The sequence below is a fragment of the Leisingera sp. ANG49 genome, from assembly GCF_059694505.1.
In genome coordinates, this window is the sequence record NZ_JCATZN010000002.1 from 593,914 (window position 1) to 612,630 (window position 18,717).

21 protein-coding genes are annotated in these 18,717 nt (G+C 64.1%); 17 read left to right on the forward strand and 4 right to left on the reverse strand.

The window, feature by feature from the left end; translation table 11 throughout:
• The first annotated feature begins 108 nt into the window (after window positions 1–108).
• From rpoD to ribD, 11 genes are all read left to right on the forward strand, one after another.
• Window positions 109–2,094 carry an RNA polymerase sigma factor RpoD gene (gene rpoD / locus AC58NV_RS09255; RefSeq protein WP_497226868.1) on the forward strand — a complete coding sequence of 662 codons (1,986 nt, stop codon included), beginning with the start codon at window positions 109–111 and terminating at the stop codon, window positions 2,092–2,094.
• Between the two features lie 49 nt (window positions 2,095–2,143).
• Complete coding sequence (locus AC58NV_RS09260) at window positions 2,144–2,611, forward strand: hypothetical protein (protein ID WP_497226869.1); 468 nt, start codon at window positions 2,144–2,146, stop codon at window positions 2,609–2,611.
• Window positions 2,612–2,669: 58 nt separating this feature from the next.
• Window positions 2,670–3,089: a thiol-disulfide oxidoreductase DCC family protein gene (locus AC58NV_RS09265; protein WP_497226870.1), complete on the forward strand. Its 420-nt coding sequence runs from the start codon at window positions 2,670–2,672 to the stop codon at window positions 3,087–3,089.
• Entirely contained in the window at window positions 3,086–3,616 is a 531-nt protein-coding gene (locus tag AC58NV_RS09270; protein ID WP_497226871.1) for a DUF4166 domain-containing protein, read from the forward strand. Before AC58NV_RS09265 ends, AC58NV_RS09270 begins: the two co-directional genes overlap by 4 nt.
• 97 nt (window positions 3,617–3,713) lie before the next feature.
• On the forward strand, window positions 3,714–4,010 hold the full coding sequence (locus AC58NV_RS09275; protein ID WP_366659350.1) for a hypothetical protein: 297 nt from the start codon (window positions 3,714–3,716) through the stop codon (window positions 4,008–4,010).
• A gap of 106 nt (window positions 4,011–4,116) precedes the next feature.
• Entirely contained in the window at window positions 4,117–4,518 is a 402-nt protein-coding gene (locus AC58NV_RS09280; RefSeq protein ID WP_497226872.1) for a hypothetical protein, read from the forward strand.
• Between the two features lie 342 nt (window positions 4,519–4,860).
• Entirely contained in the window at window positions 4,861–5,271 is a 411-nt protein-coding gene (locus AC58NV_RS09285) for a hypothetical protein (protein WP_497226873.1), read from the forward strand.
• 49 nt (window positions 5,272–5,320) lie between these two features.
• On the forward strand, window positions 5,321–5,746 hold the full coding sequence (locus AC58NV_RS09290) for a hypothetical protein (protein ID WP_497226874.1): 426 nt from the start codon (window positions 5,321–5,323) through the stop codon (window positions 5,744–5,746).
• A 53-nt stretch (window positions 5,747–5,799) separates the two neighbouring features.
• The gene (locus AC58NV_RS09295; protein WP_497226875.1) at window positions 5,800–6,216 is read left to right on the forward strand and encodes a secondary thiamine-phosphate synthase enzyme YjbQ; all 417 of its coding nucleotides are present in this window, start codon (window positions 5,800–5,802) and stop codon (window positions 6,214–6,216) included.
• 122 nt (window positions 6,217–6,338) lie between these two features.
• Window positions 6,339–6,806, forward strand: a complete 468-nt coding sequence (gene nrdR, locus AC58NV_RS09300; RefSeq protein WP_019294728.1) for a transcriptional regulator NrdR — start codon at window positions 6,339–6,341, stop codon at window positions 6,804–6,806.
• The gene (gene ribD / locus AC58NV_RS09305) at window positions 6,806–7,903 is read left to right on the forward strand and encodes a bifunctional diaminohydroxyphosphoribosylaminopyrimidine deaminase/5-amino-6-(5-phosphoribosylamino)uracil reductase RibD (RefSeq protein ID WP_497226876.1); all 1,098 of its coding nucleotides are present in this window, start codon (window positions 6,806–6,808) and stop codon (window positions 7,901–7,903) included. The genes nrdR and ribD overlap by 1 nt, the downstream gene beginning before the upstream one ends.
• A 44-nt stretch (window positions 7,904–7,947) precedes the next feature.
• On the opposite strand, the gene AC58NV_RS09310 is transcribed toward ribD, so the two are convergent.
• The 3 genes from AC58NV_RS09310 to AC58NV_RS09320 form a co-directional block, all read right to left on the reverse strand.
• Window positions 7,948–9,960 carry a capsule polysaccharide biogenesis protein gene (locus AC58NV_RS09310; RefSeq protein ID WP_497226877.1) on the reverse strand — a complete coding sequence of 671 codons (2,013 nt, stop codon included), beginning with the start codon at window positions 9,958–9,960 and terminating at the stop codon, window positions 7,948–7,950.
• Between the two features lie 6 nt (window positions 9,961–9,966).
• Entirely contained in the window at window positions 9,967–11,100 is a 1,134-nt protein-coding gene (locus tag AC58NV_RS09315; RefSeq protein ID WP_497226878.1) for a polysaccharide biosynthesis/export family protein, read from the reverse strand.
• 95 nt (window positions 11,101–11,195) lie between these two features.
• Complete coding sequence (locus tag AC58NV_RS09320; protein WP_497226879.1) at window positions 11,196–12,473, reverse strand: capsule polysaccharide biogenesis protein; 1,278 nt, start codon at window positions 12,471–12,473, stop codon at window positions 11,196–11,198.
• A 178-nt stretch (window positions 12,474–12,651) separates the two neighbouring features.
• Between AC58NV_RS09320 and AC58NV_RS09325 the strand changes: the two genes are divergently transcribed.
• The 6 genes from AC58NV_RS09325 (at window position 12,652) to AC58NV_RS09350 (ending at window position 16,994) form a co-directional block, all read left to right on the forward strand.
• Window positions 12,652–13,239 (forward strand): riboflavin synthase, encoded by a 588-nt coding sequence (locus AC58NV_RS09325; protein ID WP_497226880.1) that lies wholly within the window; start codon window positions 12,652–12,654, stop codon window positions 13,237–13,239.
• 261 nt (window positions 13,240–13,500) lie between these two features.
• On the forward strand, window positions 13,501–14,628 hold the full coding sequence (ribB, locus tag AC58NV_RS09330) for a 3,4-dihydroxy-2-butanone-4-phosphate synthase (protein WP_497226881.1): 1,128 nt from the start codon (window positions 13,501–13,503) through the stop codon (window positions 14,626–14,628).
• A gap of 1 nt (window position 14,629) precedes the next feature.
• Window positions 14,630–15,181 carry a 6,7-dimethyl-8-ribityllumazine synthase gene (locus AC58NV_RS09335; protein ID WP_019294720.1) on the forward strand — a complete coding sequence of 184 codons (552 nt, stop codon included), beginning with the start codon at window positions 14,630–14,632 and terminating at the stop codon, window positions 15,179–15,181.
• The gene (gene nusB, locus AC58NV_RS09340; RefSeq protein WP_065269835.1) at window positions 15,178–15,660 is read left to right on the forward strand and encodes a transcription antitermination factor NusB; all 483 of its coding nucleotides are present in this window, start codon (window positions 15,178–15,180) and stop codon (window positions 15,658–15,660) included. Before AC58NV_RS09335 ends, nusB begins: the two co-directional genes overlap by 4 nt.
• Window positions 15,661–15,830: 170 nt before the next feature.
• Window positions 15,831–16,160 carry a hypothetical protein gene (locus tag AC58NV_RS09345; RefSeq protein WP_497226882.1) on the forward strand — a complete coding sequence of 110 codons (330 nt, stop codon included), beginning with the start codon at window positions 15,831–15,833 and terminating at the stop codon, window positions 16,158–16,160.
• Window positions 16,161–16,511: 351 nt separating this feature from the next.
• A complete protein-coding gene (locus AC58NV_RS09350; RefSeq protein WP_497227045.1) occupies window positions 16,512–16,994 on the forward strand; it encodes an MmcB family DNA repair protein in 483 nt (160 codons plus the stop codon).
• Window positions 16,995–17,094: 100 nt separating this feature from the next.
• Here the strand turns inward: AC58NV_RS09350 and AC58NV_RS09355 are convergent, their stop codons facing one another.
• Entirely contained in the window at window positions 17,095–18,642 is a 1,548-nt protein-coding gene (locus tag AC58NV_RS09355; RefSeq protein ID WP_497226883.1) for a hypothetical protein, read from the reverse strand.
• Window positions 18,643–18,717: the final 75 nt, after the last annotated feature.

An 18,717-nucleotide genomic window follows, 5' to 3' on the forward strand; every position in this document is an offset into this window, starting at 1 on the left:
CTAAGGAAGAGCACAGGAAAATTGGGTAAACGGGGTGACGAATCGGATGATCGCGCTAATGATTCGCGTGATTCGCACCGCCCCGCAGCCCCTGAGTAGGAGCATTGAATGGCCGCCAAAGACACCGACGACCGCAAACCTGACGATCAGGACGCCGAAATCTCCCTTGATATGAGCCAGGCTCAGGTCAAGAAGATGATCGCGGAGGCCCGCGAGAAAGGCTACATCACCTACGATCAGCTCAATCAGGTTCTGCCGCCGGATCAGGTCAGCTCGGAACAGATCGAAGACGTGATGTCGATGCTCAGCGAGATGGGCATCAACATCATCGAGGACGAAGAGGCCGAGGAAGAGGAAAACAAGGGCACCACCGACCTTGTGACCACCGAAGGCCCGCGCGAGGTTGCGCTGGCCGGCGCCCAGACCGAAAAGCTGGACCGCACCGACGACCCGGTGCGCATGTACCTGCGCGAGATGGGCTCGGTTGAGCTGCTGAGCCGTGAAGGCGAGATCGCGATTGCGAAACGCATCGAGGCGGGCCGCAACACGATGATTGCGGGGCTTTGCGAAAGCCCGCTGACCTTCCAGGCGATCACCATCTGGCACGACGAACTTCTGTCCGAGGACATTCTCCTGCGCGACGTCATCGACCTGGAGGCCACTTTCGGCAACCAGATGGACGAGGACGGCGAAGAGGAAGAGCCGGTTGTCGACACCTCGGCGGTTGCTGCTGCCAAGCCCGCCAAGGAAGAGACCCAGGAACTCGACGCAGACGGCAACCCGATTGCCAGCGACGACGATGACGACGACGACGATCAGGCCAACATGTCGCTGGCCGCGATGGAAGCCGCGCTCAAGGACCGGGTACTGGTCACCCTGGAGCGGATCTCCACCGACTTCGCCGAACTCAGCGAAATGCAGGACAGCCGGATTTCGGCAACCCTGAACGAAGACGGCTCCTTCAGCACAGACGATGAGGCCCGCTATCAGTCGCTGCGCGCGGAAATCGTCGAACTGGTGAACGGCCTGCACCTGCACAACAACCGTATCGAAGCGCTGATCGACCAGCTCTACGGCATCAACCGCCGCGTCATGCAGATCGACAGCTCGATGGTGAAGCTGGCCGACCAGGCCCGCATCAACCGCCGCGAGTTCATCGACGCCTACCGCGGCCGCGAGCTGGACCCGAACTGGCTGGCCGAGATGGGCGAAAAGCCGGGCCGCGGCTGGCAGATGTTCATTGAGCGCTCCACCGATAAGGTCGAGGAACTGCGCGCCGACATGGCCCAGGTGGGCCAGTATGTCGGTCTGGACATCTCCGAATTCCGCCGCATCGTGCAGCAGGTCCAAAAGGGTGAGAAAGAGGCCCGCCAGGCCAAGAAGGAAATGGTCGAGGCCAACCTGCGCCTGGTGATCTCGATTGCCAAGAAATACACCAACCGCGGGTTGCAGTTCCTGGACCTGATCCAGGAGGGCAACATCGGCCTGATGAAGGCGGTGGACAAGTTCGAATACCGCCGCGGCTACAAATTCTCGACCTATGCGACCTGGTGGATCCGCCAGGCGATCACCCGCTCGATTGCCGACCAGGCCCGCACCATCCGGATCCCGGTCCATATGATCGAGACCATCAACAAGCTGGTCCGCACCGGCCGCCAGATGCTGCACGAGATCGGCCGCGAGCCGACCCCGGAAGAACTGGCCGACAAGCTGCAGATGCCGCTGGAGAAGGTCCGCAAGGTGATGAAGATCGCCAAGGAGCCGATCTCGCTGGAAACCCCGATCGGCGACGAAGAAGATTCGCAGCTGGGCGATTTCATCGAGGACAAGAATGCCGTGCTGCCCCTGGACAGCGCCATTCAGGAAAACCTCAAGGAAACCACCACCCGGGTGCTGGCGTCCCTGACGCCGCGTGAGGAGCGGGTTCTGCGGATGCGTTTCGGCATCGGCATGAACACCGACCACACGCTGGAGGAAGTCGGCCAGCAGTTCAGCGTGACCCGCGAACGGATCCGCCAGATCGAGGCAAAGGCCCTCAGGAAACTCAAGCACCCCAGCCGCTCGCGCAAGCTGCGCAGCTTCCTGGATCAGTAATATGAAAGGCGCCCCGCGGGGCGCCTTTTCTTGTTGGAGGCAGTGCATCATGCTTGATGGATGGGAGGGGAAAACTTCCTTTGCGGGCCTGTTGCCAGGAGCGGTGGAATTACCCCAGGAACAAGGGGTCTATGCGGTTGTGATACCGCGTTGCTTCAAGGTTTCGTTCTTACCCTGCAGCACCGGAGGCCGATTCAAGGGCAGAGACCCGACGGTGCCGATCCGCAGGCTGCAAGAGAAATGGGTCGAGGGTGCTGACATCCTGTACTTCGGCAAGGCAGGTGGCACCGGTCTGAGAACCACATTGAAGGACCGTATTTTGTTGTATGCCAAGTTCGGGGCGGGACGACCGGTTGGACATTATGGCGGGCGGCTGATCTGGCAACTGGCTGGCGCAATGGATCTGACGGTTCAATGGAAACGCACTTCTGAAGAACCGCTTCTGGCTGAAAAAGGCCTGATTTCGGCCTTTATGGATGAGTATGGAAAGTTGCCGTTTGCAAACATGACGCGTTAGTCAGCGGTCAGCTATACAGCAGGCGAGGCATCGACTTGAACAGACAGGCGCTTAGCTAATGTCGGAATCCAGTGATCTCATCGTCTTCGACGGCGAATGCGTGCTGTGCTCTGGCTTCTTCCGCTTCATGCTGCGCCATGACCGGGCGGAGCAGTTTGCCTTTGCCACCGCGCAATCGCCGCTGGAGCAGCAGCTTTACCGCGAACACGGGCTGCCTGCGGAGGAGTTCGAGACCAACCTGGTGATCGTCGACGGCTGCTCCCACCAGCGGCTCGATGTTTTTGCCGCGGCGATGCGGGCGCTGCCCTGGCCGTGGCCAGTGCTGTCGGTCTGCCGGTTTCTGCCGGGATGGCTGAAGGATCCGCTCTATTCCTGCATCGCCCGCAACCGCTACCGGCTGTTCGGCCGGTATGACCGCTGCATGGTCCCCGGCCCGGAAATCCGCGCCCGCTTTGCCGCAGGGGGCTTTGGTGCATGAGGGACGCCTTTGGCGAGATCATCGCGGCGCAGAAGCTTGAGGTGCCGCCAGCCCTGCTGCGGTTCCATGCGCAGCCGCCGGAGCGCAGCCAGGGCGTGGTTTCGGTCGAGGGCGGCAACCGCTGGGCGCGGCTGCTGGCCGGGCTGGCGGGGTTCCCGCCGCCGATGCCGCAGAGCCGGTTCCGCCTCGACGTCGCGCAGCACGGGAAGGGCCATCTTTGGCGGCGGGTGTTCGGCAAGCATCAAACCCGCTCCTATCTGCGTTTTGATGCGCGTAAGGGCCGGGTGCTGGAGCGTTTCGGACCCGTTGAGCTGGAGCTTGCGGTCAAGGCGCAGCAGGGTACCTTGGTGATCACGGTCGAAAAGGCCAGTCTGCTCGGGCTGCCGTTGCCGCGCGCGCTGTGCCCTGAGAGCGCGTCAATGGAATTTGAAACACCGCAAGGCCAACTGGGCTCGACATCTCCGCCAGACTGCCCCGGGTTGGCCTTTTGGTGCGTTACACCGGCCACATTGCGCTGCCTGAGTTGAACCTCCGCCGTTAACCATTTGCTAACCGTGACGTTGCCCGGCTGTTGTCCGCTCCGTACACTTGCAGCATCCGCATTTACCTTCCGGGGGGAAGAAGATGTCTGCACATGCCGATCTGAACGGGGCGCTGGATGCGCTGCACGACAAGCTCAAGTCACTGAATGACCTGGTGCGCGCCAACCAGTTCATGGTTGAGGCAATGGCCGGGCAGGGAGAGCAGCTGAAGCAGATGAGCAGTGACCGCACCCGGGACATGCTGCGCCGTCAGGCCCGGGCGCGGTTTCACCCCGAAACCGGAAGTGCGCCTGATGCAGCGGTTCTGGCCATTCTGGAGGAGGTGCTGGGCCATCAGCAGGAGAGCGCTGAAATCATTCCCTTTCCTGTCCGCGCCTGACGCCGGCCGCCACACATTTGCGAGAGGCCGGCGCCAAGCCTGCAAACAGCCCTTGGAGGCGTCGCGGCCATTCCCTATGTTGAGACGGACCAAGGGATACTTCCGGATGAAAAACCTCATCACCGCGGCTGCGCTGGCCTGCATCACTGCCGTTCCCGCTGCGGCGGATACTTTCCTGGCAAACCGCGGCGTGCGGGTTCTGCCGGTCAATGACATTGTCTTCGAGGTTGTGCCGGGCCGTTCGGGAGGCACTTGGGAATACTGGTGCGCCGCTGCCGAGTATGCGCGCCGCGTGCTAGGCGCGAACTGGACCGATCGTTACTACGTTGTGCGCGGCCGCGATATCAGCGTTACAACCGGACGCCGCTCCTCGGTGCAGTTCACTCTTTATCCGGAGCGGGCAGGGGTGACGTCCAGGATCGGCTGGCTGTCTTTGGGCTTCCGTCCCGGCGACAGTTTGTCGGTGCAGCAAGGCTATGGCTACTGCTCGCAGGCGTCGCCGCTTTAACCGGCAGCCTGCAGGCGGGCGCCACAGGTGCGGGGTGTTCACAAACGGCCACTGCGACGTGTTCCTGCAGGCCGGCCGAAGTGCGAAAACGGCTGCCTCAAATACTCCCAAACATTTTACCGCACCGGAGTCGGGCGAGGTCAAGCGTCTTGAGGCCGGCTTAAGAATCCGAATGGGGAGCACTTCTTGGGGCGGACAGCCCTTGTTTCGTCAGACTGCCCCATTGCAGGCAAGTGCCACGGCGCCGCCGCACGGCAGTGTGAATGGTCCGTGTGTCAATTCTCCCTATCCTAGTGATGGGGGCGCACCGGTCTGTGCCCCGCTCGTCGAAAGGGAGCCGTCATGAAACCTGTTGCCGCCGCCGCAATCGCTGCCACGTCGCTGATGATGGCCATTCCGGTAAGCCTGGAGGCAAATGCCAGCCGCCATAGCATCCGTGTGAATCCGGTGTCTGACGGCATATTCGAAGTCATCCCCAGAACCGGTAAAGGTATTCTGTTCTGGTGCGGGGCTGCGGACTATGCCCATCGCGTGCTGCGGGTGCCTTGGAGCGCCAAGTTGCATATCACCCGCGGGCTGGGGCCCAGCGAAACCACCGGCCGCCGCTCCGCGGTTCAGTACACTGTGGATGCAAATCTGGCTGTGCCGCCGCCTGCTGGCGGATACGGGTCTGTTAACAGCCTGCAAGCTGGTGATACAATGAGTGTTCAGAGAGCCTTTGATTATTGTTTTGTGCCGTTCGGACGGCCGTGAATTTGTTTGAACCCGCGGCCTGCCCGGAACAGCGGAGTAGGAGGTTGAGATGATCAGCAAGAAACTGTGGCTGTCAGGAGTGCTGTTCTTGATTCTGGCTATTCCGGTGCCTGCATCCGCCTGGCGCGCGATCAACCGGAATGAGGTGCTGCCGGTATCAGAAGGCGTGTGGGAAGTGGTGGCGCGGAGCCGCTCCGGCGCGCAGGACTATTGGTGCAGTATCGCTGATTATGCCATCCGTCAGCTGCGGGCGCCTGCGAACCAGCGCATTTATGTTTGGCGCGGCGAGGGGCCGTCGGTGAACCGGCCCGGGCGTAAGGCAGTGCAGTTTGCCTTTGGCCTGCCGCCAGGGGTTCCCGACCGCTCCGGCAGCCTGTCGCTGAATGTGCGCGAGGCCGGCGACAGCCTGCGGGTGACCTCGGCGCAGAACTATTGTTTCGACCGGCTGCCCGGGCGCGACCGCTGGCTGCCGTAGCTAGCCGCGGGCATAGGGTTGCCTGAACACGGTGCTTCCGCCAGAAAGACCTTATGCAGCATGATTTCTCCATTCCGACACGCGGGCAGGGTCTTTATGAGTTTACCCGCGAAGTGCAGGCTTGGGTGTCTGCCACTGGCTTTCAGGACGGGCTGCTGACGTTGTTTGTCCGCCATACGTCCTGCTCCCTGCTGATTCAGGAAAATGCAGACCCGGAGGTGCAGGGTGACCTGCGGGCCTTCTTTGCCCGCCTGGTGCCTCCGTCATCCGATCCGTCGATGGCCTATTTGCGCCACACCTATGAAGGGCCGGACGACATGCCTGCCCATATCAAGGCCGCGATCATGCCCGTAAGCCTGTCGATCCCGGTCCGCAGCGGTGCTCCGGTGCTGGGCACCTGGCAGGGCATCTACATGTTTGAACACCGCGATGCGCCGCACCGGCGGCAGGTCGCCGCACACTTGGCCTGAACCTCTTTATCTAGCGGCGGAAAATGCCCCCTACCCAAATTCTGGAGGGTGGCCTATAGTTGTGGATAACCGGAGAAATTCCGGCACAAAAAGCAGGCTGACAGGATTGAGGGAGCAGGCGGATGCGCTGCCCATTTTGCGGAAATATCGACACTCAGGTCAAGGATTCACGCCCCGCCGAGGATCATGTTTCGATCCGCCGGCGCCGGTTCTGTCCGGCCTGCGGCGGCCGTTTCACCACCTATGAGCGGGTCCAGCTGCGTGATCTGGTGGTGATCAAGACCAACGGCAAGCGCGAGGACTTCGACCGCGACAAGCTGGAGCGCTCGATCCGCATCTCGATGCAGAAACGCCCGATTGAGCCGGAGCGCATCGACCAGATGATTTCAGGCATCGTGCGGCGGCTGGAAAGCATGGGCGAGACCGATATTCCCTCCAAGAAAATCGGTGAGATCGTGATGGAGGCACTGGCCCGGATCGATACCGTGGCCTATGTGCGTTTTGCCAGCGTGTACAAGAATTTCCAGGCGGCTGACGACTTCGAGGATTTTGTTCACGAGCTGCGCCCGCCGGTGGCCCCGGAAGAATAATGGACACAGATCACCGTTACATGGCGCTGGCGCTGTCCCTGGGGCGGCGCGGGCAGGGCAATTGCTGGCCGAACCCGGCTGTTGGCTGTGTCATCGTGCAGGGCGGCCGGATTGTGGGCCGCGGCTGGACCAAGCCGGGCGGCCGCCCGCACGCCGAGACCGAGGCGCTGGCGCAGGCCGGGGAAGCCGCCCGCGGCGCCACCGCCTATGTGACGCTTGAGCCTTGTTCCCATCAGGGCGAAACGCCGCCATGCTCTCAAGCGCTGATCGACGCGGGAGTGGCGCGGGTTGTCGCAGCGATCGGGGACAGCGATCCGCGGGTTTCCGGCCAGGGCATCCGGATGCTTCGGGATGCAGGCATCAGGGTGGACACCGGCGTCTGGGGCGCCCAGGCGGCGCGCGACCATGCCGGATTTTTCCTGAAAACCGAGCAGGGCCGCCCGCTGGTGACCCTGAAGCTGGCCAGCAGCTTTGACGGCCGCATTGCCACCGGATCGGGCCAAAGCAAATGGATCACCGGGCCGGAGGCGCGCCGTGCGGTGCACGCGATGCGCGCCCGCCACGATGCGGTGATGGTCGGCGGCGGCACGGCACGGGCGGATGATCCTTCGCTAACGGTGCGCGATCTGGGGGTGGAGCATCAGCCGGTGCGGGTGGTGATCTCGCGTCATCTGGACCTGCCGCTGATGGGCCAGCTGGCCCGCACTGCCAAGGAAGTGCCGGTATGGCTTTGCCATGGCCACGGCGCCGATCAGGAACGTATCCGCGCCTGGGAGGGGTTGGGCGCCAGACTGATCCCCTGCGCATCGCACGGGGTGCAGCTGGATGCGGGCGATATTCTGCAGCAGCTTGGCGCTGCCGGGCTTACCAGGGTGTTCTGCGAAGGCGGCAGTGCGCTAGCGGCGTCGCTGCTGGCCTTTGATCTGGTGGACGAGCTGATCGGCTTCACTGCCGGTCTTGGCATCGGGGCCGAAGGGCTGCCCTCGATCGGTGCGCTGGGCATCGGCCGGCTGGAGGAAGCACCGCGCTTCGAATTGGTTGAAAGCCGGCCTATCGGCAAGGATATCCTGCACCGCTGGACCCGGGCGCTGCGCTGAGTTCAGTATTTTCAGGCGTCAATCAGGTATCAACCGGACCCGCTTCAGCGCCACAGATGGGCGTAAGTGGCAAGCAACCCCTGCATCTTCGATAGCAGCCGGTTGCCGAGGCCCGGATGCGGCAGGCGGCCCTCGCGCAGGCGCATGACCGCCACTTCCGGCGGGCAGGGCTGGCCGGTCACCGGATCGAAATAGCGGGGATAGTCGATTAGGGTTGCGTGGGCAAGACCCAGTAGCGGCACCTGCGCCTGCCGCCAGGAGGGGGCCGGCGCCAGGTCGGCAGTGAGCCCCCAGCCAGCATAGAATGGTGTTCCCAGCGTGGTCACCTTCACCCCGCGCAGCAGTGCCTCGAATCCCAGGAGCGAAGTCATTGTCCAGACTTCCTCCACTTCACCAAGCAGCGCCATCGGGTCTGACTGTCTGGCAACAACGTCGGCCAGCCCTTCTGCCGCAACCCGGCCTTTGCGCAGGCCTGCCTCCACATCCGGGTGAGGCTTGTAGACGATCACTGCGCCCGGGTTGGCCGCCCGCACGGCGTGCAGAAGATCCAGGTTGGTCCGGACCCCGCCGGCGCCGCAGAGGATTGAGGCGTCGTCCTCCACCTGGCCCGGCACCAGGATGCGGCGGCCTGCGGGCAGGGCCGGGATGGCGCCGCCGAGATTGTATTTGGAAACACCATCCCTAATCAGCGATTGAACCAGGCGCTCGGCTCGCAGCTCCTCTGCCTGGGTCATGTTCACGCGGCGTGCTATCAGCGCGTCCAGATCCGAGGGCGTGCGCGGGTCATAGTAGATCCCCCGGTGGTCGGTCACCAGCGACAGGGGCGGCACCAGCTCTGCACCCAGGCCGCGCGACCGCAGGAAGCCGTCCTCCACCCGCACCGCACCGGCATGGGCCTCAGTTGCCTTTCCCGCCCAGACCATCCAGCTGCGGCCGCTGGCTTGCGCCTTGGCCGGGTCCTCGGTGAACAGCACCCGCTTCTCTGCGCCGAATACTTTCTGCAGCGGCTTGCGCTTCCACATCCGCATGCCGGACGCTGCCCAGCCGCGGCGGTCCTGCCGCCAGGCGCCGACACGCGCGTCCAGATTGTCCAGCACTGTTTCCAGTTGGCAGAGCTCATCCCGGAAAGGGTCGTACCACTTCGGATAAAGGATCATCGCCGCTGCAAACAGTTGCGCCCGGGTCAGCGGCCGCTGCCGCCGCGCGGGCGGGGCATCATCAATGGTCAGCCCCCAGCCCGCATAAAACGGCTGGCCGAAAACCCTTGGCTTGTGGCCGGCCAGGATCGCCTCGAACCCCAGCTGCGAGGAGACAGTATAAACCCCGACAGCGCCCTCCAGCAGCGCCCAGGGCGACACGCTGCCGGTGAACAGCTCGACCCGCCCCTGCGCGTCATTTGCGTCATAGTAGCCTGCCCGGTAGCCGCGCAGCGTTTCCGGGTGGGTTTTTATCAGCACCCGGGCACCGGGATGCTCCTCTTGGGCAAAGGCCAGCACCTCCAGAAACCGGGCCCGGTCCGCGCGCGAGGCGGTGACGGAGGCATCGTCCTGCGCCTGATCGGCCACCAGCACATAGCCAGGCTCCGGGACCGGCTCCTTGGGATCAAAGGCGTTGTACTTGCTGAGATGCGCGGCGTTGAGGCGGGCAATCGCATCCCGCGCCCGGCGCATCAGATGCGCGTCATCCAGCGGGTGGCTGGCCAAAAGCTGCTCCAGATCCGAAGGCACGCCAGCATCGAAATGCACTCCTGCCCGATCCAGAAGCAGCCCCGCGGGCGGCTCCCCGCCGCGGCCGGGATGTATCGAGCGCAGGAAGGCGTCCTCCACCCGCAAGAGCCCGCAGCCGCGCCGCTGCGCCACTGCAAGGCCCCGGTGCGCAGTGGGGGAGGCGCCCCAGATGCCGACCAGATCCTGCGGCCGGGGCAGGCCCAGCCGGATATCATAGCCCGACAGCTGCAGAATCCGCCGCACCCGGCGCTGGGTCAAAAATCCGCCGTTATAAACAAAAAGCCGGGACGCGCTGCTCCCGGCTTCCTGGCGGCCTGCTTTCAGGCTCATGCTGCCTCAGCCGCTAACCGCTGAGGAGGTGCTGGCCAGCGAGCCCACCGGGGCCAGCAGCAGCGAGATGGTCTTGGTCCACTGGGCGTAGGGGGCTTCAGTCACATACAGCGTGTCGTCGTCGCGGATCACAAAGTCGCGGGCCATGAACAGCCCGTTCGGCTGGGTCAGGTTCAGCACGTAAACCATCCGCTGCGCGCCGATCAGATCGTCCCGGCCCAGCACCTGGTTGGCAATCTCGGCAGGCTCATTGCGCAGCACGAACACGCCGGTCGGGTCTGCGGCGGTGGAGATCAGGCCGCCGACCTGGGCAATGGCTTCCAGCGCGGACAAGTCCTGGCTTTCAAACGGCACCCGTGCCTGGGCAGAGGTTGCGCCCAAGGCGGTGAAGGAACGGGTGTCCTCCTCCACCAGAATGCGGTCGCCGCCGCGCAGGGCAACGTCCAGCTCAGGGTGGTCAAACAGGTCCTGGAACCAGATCTTGCCCTTTTCCTGGCCACGGATCACGGTGACCTGGGCAATCTCGGGCTGAATCGTCACGCCGCCGGCCTGGGCCAGCATGGCAGACAGGGTCCGGGTCGGTCGCTCGATCGGGTAAACGCCCTGACCGCCAACCGCGCCGGTCAGGCTGACGGTGGCACCGTCACCCGCCAGGCGCCGCACTTGCACCTGCGGGTCCGGAGTCTGGTCTTCAAGCTTTTGGGTGATGGATGCGCGCAGCTGGTCCGGCGTGTTGCCGGAGGCCCGCAGGCGGCCGGCGTAAGGCACAAAGATATAGCCTGCGCTGTCGACCTGCACCTCTTCCAGAACGGTGGCGTTGGTGGCTTCGGCCGCCAGCAGCCCGTCATCGACGTTTTCCCAGACCGTCAGCCCCAGAACGTCGCCGGGGCGGATGGTGTCGGAGGTCAGCTTGCCTGCAGATGTGAAGCCGGAGGAAAACCCAAGTGCCGGAACCACGGCTGTGGCCCGGGCGACCCGGTCATTCACGGAAACGATGAAGGCATCGCCTTCGCGCTGCACCGAGCCGGCAAAGATCTGACGCTTGTTGGGGCCGACTTTCGGCAGGCCGCAGGACGCAGCAAGGGTCAAAGCCGCCAGCATTGCCACGGGGCGCGCCCAGCACAGGGGAACGGATTTCACTGCTCGGTCTCCTCGACCAATTATTGTTTGCCTCAAGTTTTACCGGCAACCTAACCGGCTGGCAGGAAAAAATCCAGTCTTTGGGCAAATGCCGGTCAGGTCACCAGGCGCAACTGTTGCCGCGGTGCCGCTGTGCCCAGACGCAGCGCGTCATAGGGATCCTCCGGCGCCAGCATCATGTCTGCCACCTGGCGCAGCAACTGGCGGCGGCCTTCGCGGGAGTAATAGCCCCCCGGCACCTGCGACGTCTCCAGCAGGAACCGCCGGTAATCCTTGTAGGAGCGGCTGTCCGGGCGGCAGGCGGCGGCAAAGAACTCGGCCAAGGGCTGTTCCGAGACAAATTCCGGCTTGGCGTACACCGCACGCCCGAAGACACGCAGCGGAATGCCGCGCCACAGAACCTGCTGCCCCGCGGTCGAGTTGACGGTCACCGCGGTGCGGGCTTCGTTCAGCAGTTGCGCCAGCTTGCCGCCGCGGACGTAGTGCACGCGGTCTGCAATTCCATGCTCGCGCGCCAGCCGCCGCAAGGTGCGCCGCACCCCGGCGCGGCCATCCTCCAGCGGGTGCGCCTTGATCACCAGATGGTGGTGGCGCGGGGCGCCCTCGGCAAAACCGCGGATCACCTCCGACAGGAAATCGCGCATGCTTGAAAAGGGGGAATGCTTCTGGAATGAGCTGTCATGCTCCAGCTGCAACAGCGCCAGGTGATAGGGGAAGCCGCCATGGCGTATGCGCCGCTCCGCCAGCCGCCGCTCCAGCGCCTGGACAGGCATCAGCAGCAGGCGCGTGAGATAGAGCTGGAACTCCTTGGTCACCGGCAGCGCCCGGTGGGGGCGGAAATTTCGGTACTTGCGGTTCCGGAACATCACGAACCAATGGTACAGCGCGCCATAGAACACATGCTGGCGCATGTCGCCCCAATGGGCCGGCGGCAGCGGTGCCTCCATGTCGGACAGCGCCAGCGCTTCCTGCATCTGCGGAACTGTCATTTCCATCAGCCGCGAATGCCCGTTTGCGCCGCCGCGCTCATAGGTCACCCAGTAGGGCCGCAAATAGCCTTCCTCGAACACATGCACGGTGATGCCGCGCTGCCGTGCAGCCTCAACCGCGGCGGCATGGATGGGGCGGGTGTCCCCGTACAGGACGATGTCCGTCACGCCGCGGCTGTCCAGCAGAGCGGTCAGAAAATCCGGCCACTCCTGCGGGCAGCCGGTAAAGGGGATATAGCTGTCCCTGCCGCGCCAGAACGCCTGGTCGCCTGCATTGAACCCGACCCGCGCGATCTCGCACCCTGCGGCGCGCAGCATCCGGCCAAGCGCCGCAAAGAACGGCCCGTGCGGGCCTTGCAGGAACAGGAAGCTGCGGTGTTTCATAGGGGTGCTCGGCATCGCCAGGACGTTTCTAAGGGAGCGTTTTCAGGATTTGATTAACATTTGACTGGGGCGAAACTATGGCTGCGCAGGCTGCAAAAACAAGCCGGGGCTTGTGAAGGCTGCGCGGCTTGGCTACCTCTGCGGCAGGAATGACATATCACCTGCGGAGAGCGCACCCATGTTTACTGGCATCATCACCGATGTAGGAACCATTGCCGAACTGGAACAGCAAGGCGACCTGCGCGCCCGCATCAAGACCAGCTACGACACGGCAACCATCGATATGGGGGCCTCAATCGCCTCCGATGGCGTCTGCCTCACGGTGGTCGCGCTGGGCGACGACTGGTACGATGTGCAGATCTCGGCAGAGACGGTGTCCAAAACCAACCTGGGCGATTGGTCCGTGGGTAAGCGCGTGAACCTGGAGCGCGCCTTGAAAGTGGGTGATGAGCTTGGCGGCCATATCGTCTCCGGCCATGTGGATGGCGTTGCGGAGGTGGTGGAGTTGCATGATGAGGGGGACAGCACTCGTGTCACCCTGCGTGCTCAGAAGGACCTCGCACGCTTTATCGCGCCCAAGGGCTCGGTCGCACTGAACGGAACCTCGCTGACGGTGAACGATGTGGAGGGCTGCGATTTCGGCATCAACTTCATCCCGCACACCAAGGAAGTTACCACTTGGGGCGACGTGAAGCTGGGCGACCGCATCAACCTGGAAATCGACACTTTGGCCCGTTATGTTGCTCGGCTGCAAGAAGCAGGCTGACCGGGTCCGCCGCTTTCATCTTTCACAAAATACCCAGGGGTGAGGCCGCAGGCTGAGGGGCAGCGCCCCTCTTTGCGTCCTGCGCCCGGCTTTCCTGCCTCTTGAGGCAGCGTATTGCGTCCTGTGCGCACATGCACAGGACGCGTCCATGCCCCTTGTTGCCGTTTGCAGGACTGGCATTTGCCGCTGGCCTGGGCTATCTGGCTGGGAAAGAACCCGCAGTGCCAGGCGTGCTGCCCAAGCGCATCGAAAGGCTGCCATATGAGCTTTGAAACACCAGGGCCGGTTGAGGCGCAATTGCGCGATGCCATCAGCCCGATCGAAGAGATCATCGAAGAGGCCCGTCAGGGCCGCATGTTCATCCTCGTCGACCACGAGGACCGCGAGAACGAAGGCGACCTGGTGATCCCCGCCCAGCATGCCGATGCGGCTGCGATCAACTTTATGGCGACCCACGGCCGCGGCCTGATCTGCCTGACCATGCCGGCTGAGCGGATCGAGGAACTGGGCCTGCCGATGATGGCGCTGCACAATTCCTCGCGCCACGAGACCGCCTTTACCGTCTCCATCGAGGCGCGCGAGGGTGTCTCCACCGGCATTTCCGCAGCCGACCGCGCACTGACCGTGGCAACTGCCATCGACCCGGAGAAAACCGCCGCCGACATCGCGACCCCGGGACATGTCTTCCCGCTGCGCGCGCGCCGGGGCGGGGTGCTGGTCCGTGCAGGCCACACCGAGGCTGGCTGCGATGTTGCCCGTCTGGCGGGCCACTACCCGTCGTCCGTTATCTGCGAGATCATGAAGGAAGACGGCACCATGGCGCGTCTGCCCGACCTGGTGGAATATGCGCAGAAGCACGGGCTGAAGATCGGCACCATTTCCGACCTGATCACCTACCGCGCCCGCAACGACAACCTGGTGGTGGAAACCTCGCGCGAGACCGTAACCTCGGAAATCGGCGGCGAATGGGAAATGCGGCTGTTCACCGACCAGACCCACGGCATTGAGCATGTGGTGATGATCAAGGGCGACATCACCACATCGGAGCCGGTGCTGGTGCGCACCCATGCGCTGCATGAGGCGACCGACATTCTGGGCCTCGGCCCCAAGTCTGCCCGCCAGCTGCCCCGCGCAATGGAGATCATCGCCGAGGAGGGACGCGGCGTCGTGACCCTGTTCCGCCAGCCGCGCAACGCGCTCTATGCGAACGAGGACGAAGGCCCGCGCACGGTGACCATCAAGCAGACGGGCATCGGCGCCCAGATCCTGTCGAGCCTGGGCCTGCATGAGCTGGTCCTGCTGACCGACTCGCCCTCGACCAAATACGTCGGGCTGGATGCCTATGGGCTGTCCATCACCGGCAGCCGCCCCATTCTGAAGGACGCTTGATATGGCTGGACATGAAACCCACTACACCCTGCCGCGCGCCGAATTCGACAAGCCGGTAAAACTGCTGATCGTTGTGGCGCCTTATTACAAGGACATCGCCGACAATCTGGTCGCGGGCGCCGCGGCAGAGATCGAAGCCGCAGGCGGCACATTCGAGATCGTCGAAGTGCCGGGCGCGCTGGAAGTGCCGACCGCAATTGCGATTGCCGACCGCACCTCCAACTTCGACGGCTATGTGGCGCTGGGCTGCGTGATCCGCGGCGAGACCACCCATTATGAAACTGTCTGCAACGACAGCTCCCGCGCGATCCAGCTGATGGGGCTGCAGGGCCTGTGCATCGGCAACGGCATCCTGACCGTGGAAAACCGCAAGCAGGCCGAAGTGCGCGCCGATACCGCCGATCAGAACAAAGGCGGCGGCGCGGCTGCTGCGGCCTTGCATCTGATCGCACTCACGCGTAAGTGGGGCGCCCAGACCAAAGGCATCGGCTTCAAGGCGCCCGCAGGGGCATACCAGGTCGCCGGTACAGACAACGGATCCACCAGCGCATGAGCACCCAGGACAGCCGCCCCAAGGGCAACGGCAAGAATCAGATGAGATCGGCAGCGCGGCTTTATGCCGTGCAGGCGCTGTTCCAGATGGAACACAGCGGCCTCACCTTCGACAAGGTGATCGTCGAGTTTGAGGATCACCGTTTCGGCGCTGTCTACGAGGGTGACGAGATGGCGGAAGGCGATACTGCCGTTTTCCGCAAGCTGGTGCGTGAGGCCGTGAACCACCAGGCACGGATCGACCAGATGACCGACCGTGCCCTGGTGGCGAAATGGCCGATTGCCCGCATTGACCCGACCCTGCGGGCGCTGTTCCGCGCCGCCGGCGCCGAGCTGACCCAGTCCGATACCCCGCCGAAGGTGGTGATCAACGAGTTTGTCGACATCGCCCGCGCCTTCTTCCCCGAAGGCAAGGAGCCGAAGTTCGTCAACGCCGTGCTCGACCACATGGCGCGCGAGGCCCGGCCGGAAGCATTCTGAGCCGCCATCTGCCGCTGAATTGAGCTGAAAAAGGCGCGCCTCCGGGCGCGCTTTTTTGTGCCGCTGTCAAGGCGGGCGAAGGGTGCGGCAAATTCCGCTCATCCCTTCCGGAACCGCTGGACGCCGCCGCAAAGGCTGATAACCTCTTCTTGTATATCTGGAGGACTCAGATGCCTGAACTGGTGAAAATGTACATCCGAAACGTGGTGATCGGTTTTGGGATTGCTGCCGCCTTTGTGGCAATGCTCCTGTGGTTCAACGTGATGAACCTCTGGGCTCTGGTCTCTGCCTCTGACGTGGGGCTGCTGGCGGTGTTCCTGTTGTGGTTCATGAACGGCATCGTCTTTGCCGGCGTGCAGTTCGCCTGGGCAGTGATGGCCATGGCCGAAAAGGATGGCGGCCCCCGCGGCGGCACCCCGGCGGCGCATGAATTCCAGCCGGTGCGAGTCCCTGCGGAGGAAACCTCCCAGCGGCAGCGCCAGCTGAACCGCCGCCGCTGATCCGCGCAATTGCTGAATATCCGCCGCGCTTTCTTACCGGAAGGCGCGGTTTTCATTTGCGGGGAGGGGAGGAAGCGGCGGGACCACCAGTCAACCGTGCGGCTTTGATTCCCGAGGACCTGTATATACAGGTGGGCGCCAGGTAAACGGACCAGGATCCGGACAGAGCCAGCTCCCTCGGAATTGCTTAAGGCCACCGGAATGCTGCCTGTCACGAGAAGGGCAGAACCCGCCAAGCCCGTAAGTAAGCTGCCGGGCGCGCCGTTACAAGGGGGCTGCGGCTGTCTTCATGCGTTTCTCTGCAAAAGCGCAGGATTGCAATTTGTTCCCCAATTGTTCACATTCATCGGCATGATGGAAGATCTGCAGCCTGGCCAGAAACTTGCCCGCGGGGTGTCGCGCTACCTGCGCTCTCTGGGCTATGCGCCGCTGGAGGAATTCGTGCCCGCCCGCGGTCTGCGGGTGGACGTGATGGCGCTGGGCCCCAAGGGGGAGCTGTGGGTGATCGAGTGCAAGTCCAGCCGCGCCGATTTCCAGTCCGACAGCAAGTGGGAGGGTTACCTGGAATGGTGCGACCGTTACTTTTGGGCCGTCGACATGGATTTCCCGACCGAGCTGCTGCCCGGCGGCACCGGGCTGATCATCGCCGATCCCTACGACGCAGAAATCATCCGCATGGCACCTGAGGAAAAGCTGGCGCCGGCCCGGCGCAAGAAGCTGGTGCAGAAGTTTGCCATGGATGCGGTCCGCCGGCTGCAGGTCTTGCGTGATCCGCGCCCGGGCAAGGACGGGCAGCTTCTTGGTGTTGCAGCGGAGGAGCAGCCGGAGTGGTGATCCGGCGCGGCTCCCGCGCCTGCAGCTGCCCCGGCTGTGCCGGGCCCCTCGGCAGACTTGGGCCGGGCAGCGCCCTGCGGGTCTTCGCGGGGCCGCTTGCTCAAGCCATCGCGTTCAGTGCGGCGGGCTGATGCAGCAGGGCAATCGGGGCGTTCGGACCGGTGGCGACACCGATGGCGCCGCCTTGGGCCACATTGGTGAAGGTGATGCTGCCGCCGGTATCGAAGCTCAGCGTGAGCGTGTCGCCATCGCGTTCGGCGCTGTAGGCCGAGGCCCCCATCTCACGCAGCTGGACCACGGCATTAGCCCCATCTGACAGTTCGACAGTGTCGTGGCCGTCGCCGTGGCTGTACTGCAGCGCCACGGTGCCGCCCTGGAGGGTGAAGCGGTCGTCGCCGCTGCCGCCGCGCGCGGCCAGGGTTTCTCCCACCTGAAGGTTGATCTGATCGTTGCCGTTGCCGCCGCTCACCTGGGCATAGGTGCTGAGCGCCTGGCGCATCTTGGCAGCCGCGGGGGCATCAGGATTGTACGCCGCGGCCGACCCCTCCCGCCATCCGCGCAGGGCGCGCTGAGCCGCGACAGAGATCACGTCGTTGCCGGCGCCGCCGCGAATGCGCGACACCAGAGTGGCTGCAACCGCAATGCTGTCATCGCCTTTGCCGGCCTGAACCCCGCGCAGGGTGCCTGCCTGGATGGCAATGGCGTCATCGCCGCCGCCGGTGCTGATATTGCGGGCATGGCGGGCGCGGATCGAGACCGAATCCGCATTGGCGAACTGCGCCTGCCAGCGTCCGCGCCCGGGCGCCTGCTGCTGCCCGAACGGGTGACCCTGCATGCGTGCGAACCTGCGCCCGTATCCGAAACCTCGTCCTTCAAAAGGCTGAGCGGGCGTGCGGTCGGTGTGAACGCCCTGCACGATGCGCCCCTCCAGTGCCACGGTGTCGGCCCCGTCGCCGGTGGCGACGCTGCGGATGACATCGGCACGCAGTTCCACGGTGTCGCCGCCCGCCGTGGCTGCTGTGCCTGTCACGGCAGCGGGGATACCCTGCTGCGGCGCTGCGGCAGCCTGCGGCTGTTCCGCCGGTTGCTGTTCTGTTCCCGGCTGCATGGTTGCCGCAGGCTGTTCCTCCGGCAGGCCGGTCAGCAGGATCAGTGCCACCGCGTTTTGCGGCCAGGGCTGGGACGCCAGGGCATGCAGCGCTTTGGCCATCTCAAAGATGCGCTTTTCATAATAACTTGCCTCCGGGCCAGCGGCGCTGGCCTGGGTTACCTCCTGCTGCGGCAGAACCTCGACTGCAGCAGCGGGCGCGGCCTGCAGCGCAACGTTTGCCTCGGGGGCGGGCTGCGCCGCCGGGGCGCCGGGTTTCGGCGGAACTTCGTGGGCAGGGGCCGCGGGTGTGCCGCCCAGCTTCACGACTGCATTCTGCGCCTGCGGCTTTTTCCATCCGTGTGCCGCCGGCGGCAGTCCTTCCGGCCCGCGGCGGCCTTGGCCGCCAAACAGCCCGTTGGCCTCCTGCTGCAAGTCATCGGCAGTCATGCCAAGGGCGGGGTTGATCCCGTCCAGCGATGCACTTGCGGTGCTGGTCACAGCGGTCAGCTGCGCCGAATAGAAAAAGGGGGTTGCTGCACTGCTCGTCAGGTTCACCATGGCACTCACTCCGATAACTGGTTGAGCACGAGGGTGAGCCCCGGGGCTTTAGATAGATATAATAGTTAAAATTGC

Coding starts and splice junctions, on each gene's coding strand:
- rpoD (WP_497226868.1), top strand. CDS start 109: ATGGCCGCCAAAGACACCGACGACCGCAAACCTGACGATCAGGACGCC.
- AC58NV_RS09265 (WP_497226870.1), top strand. CDS start 2,670: ATGTCGGAATCCAGTGATCTCATCGTCTTCGACGGCGAATGCGTGCTG.
- AC58NV_RS09295 (WP_497226875.1), top strand. CDS start 5,800: ATGCAGCATGATTTCTCCATTCCGACACGCGGGCAGGGTCTTTATGAG.
- nusB (WP_065269835.1), top strand. CDS start 15,178: ATGAGCACCCAGGACAGCCGCCCCAAGGGCAACGGCAAGAATCAGATG.
- AC58NV_RS09290 (WP_497226874.1), top strand. CDS start 5,321: ATGATCAGCAAGAAACTGTGGCTGTCAGGAGTGCTGTTCTTGATTCTG.
- AC58NV_RS09260 (WP_497226869.1), top strand. CDS start 2,144: ATGCTTGATGGATGGGAGGGGAAAACTTCCTTTGCGGGCCTGTTGCCA.
- AC58NV_RS09355 (WP_497226883.1), bottom strand. CDS start 18,642: ATGGTGAACCTGACGAGCAGTGCAGCAACCCCCTTTTTCTATTCGGCG.
- AC58NV_RS09275 (WP_366659350.1), top strand. CDS start 3,714: ATGTCTGCACATGCCGATCTGAACGGGGCGCTGGATGCGCTGCACGAC.
- AC58NV_RS09310 (WP_497226877.1), bottom strand. CDS start 9,960: ATGAGCCTGAAAGCAGGCCGCCAGGAAGCCGGGAGCAGCGCGTCCCGG.
- nrdR (WP_019294728.1), top strand. CDS start 6,339: ATGCGCTGCCCATTTTGCGGAAATATCGACACTCAGGTCAAGGATTCA.
- AC58NV_RS09270 (WP_497226871.1), top strand. CDS start 3,086: ATGAGGGACGCCTTTGGCGAGATCATCGCGGCGCAGAAGCTTGAGGTG.
- AC58NV_RS09325 (WP_497226880.1), top strand. CDS start 12,652: ATGTTTACTGGCATCATCACCGATGTAGGAACCATTGCCGAACTGGAA.
- AC58NV_RS09335 (WP_019294720.1), top strand. CDS start 14,630: ATGGCTGGACATGAAACCCACTACACCCTGCCGCGCGCCGAATTCGAC.
- AC58NV_RS09320 (WP_497226879.1), bottom strand. CDS start 12,473: ATGAAACACCGCAGCTTCCTGTTCCTGCAAGGCCCGCACGGGCCGTTC.
- ribD (WP_497226876.1), top strand. CDS start 6,806: ATGGACACAGATCACCGTTACATGGCGCTGGCGCTGTCCCTGGGGCGG.
- ribB (WP_497226881.1), top strand. CDS start 13,501: ATGAGCTTTGAAACACCAGGGCCGGTTGAGGCGCAATTGCGCGATGCC.
- AC58NV_RS09285 (WP_497226873.1), top strand. CDS start 4,861: ATGAAACCTGTTGCCGCCGCCGCAATCGCTGCCACGTCGCTGATGATG.
- AC58NV_RS09350 (WP_497227045.1), top strand. CDS start 16,512: ATGATGGAAGATCTGCAGCCTGGCCAGAAACTTGCCCGCGGGGTGTCG.
- AC58NV_RS09345 (WP_497226882.1), top strand. CDS start 15,831: ATGCCTGAACTGGTGAAAATGTACATCCGAAACGTGGTGATCGGTTTT.
- AC58NV_RS09280 (WP_497226872.1), top strand. CDS start 4,117: ATGAAAAACCTCATCACCGCGGCTGCGCTGGCCTGCATCACTGCCGTT.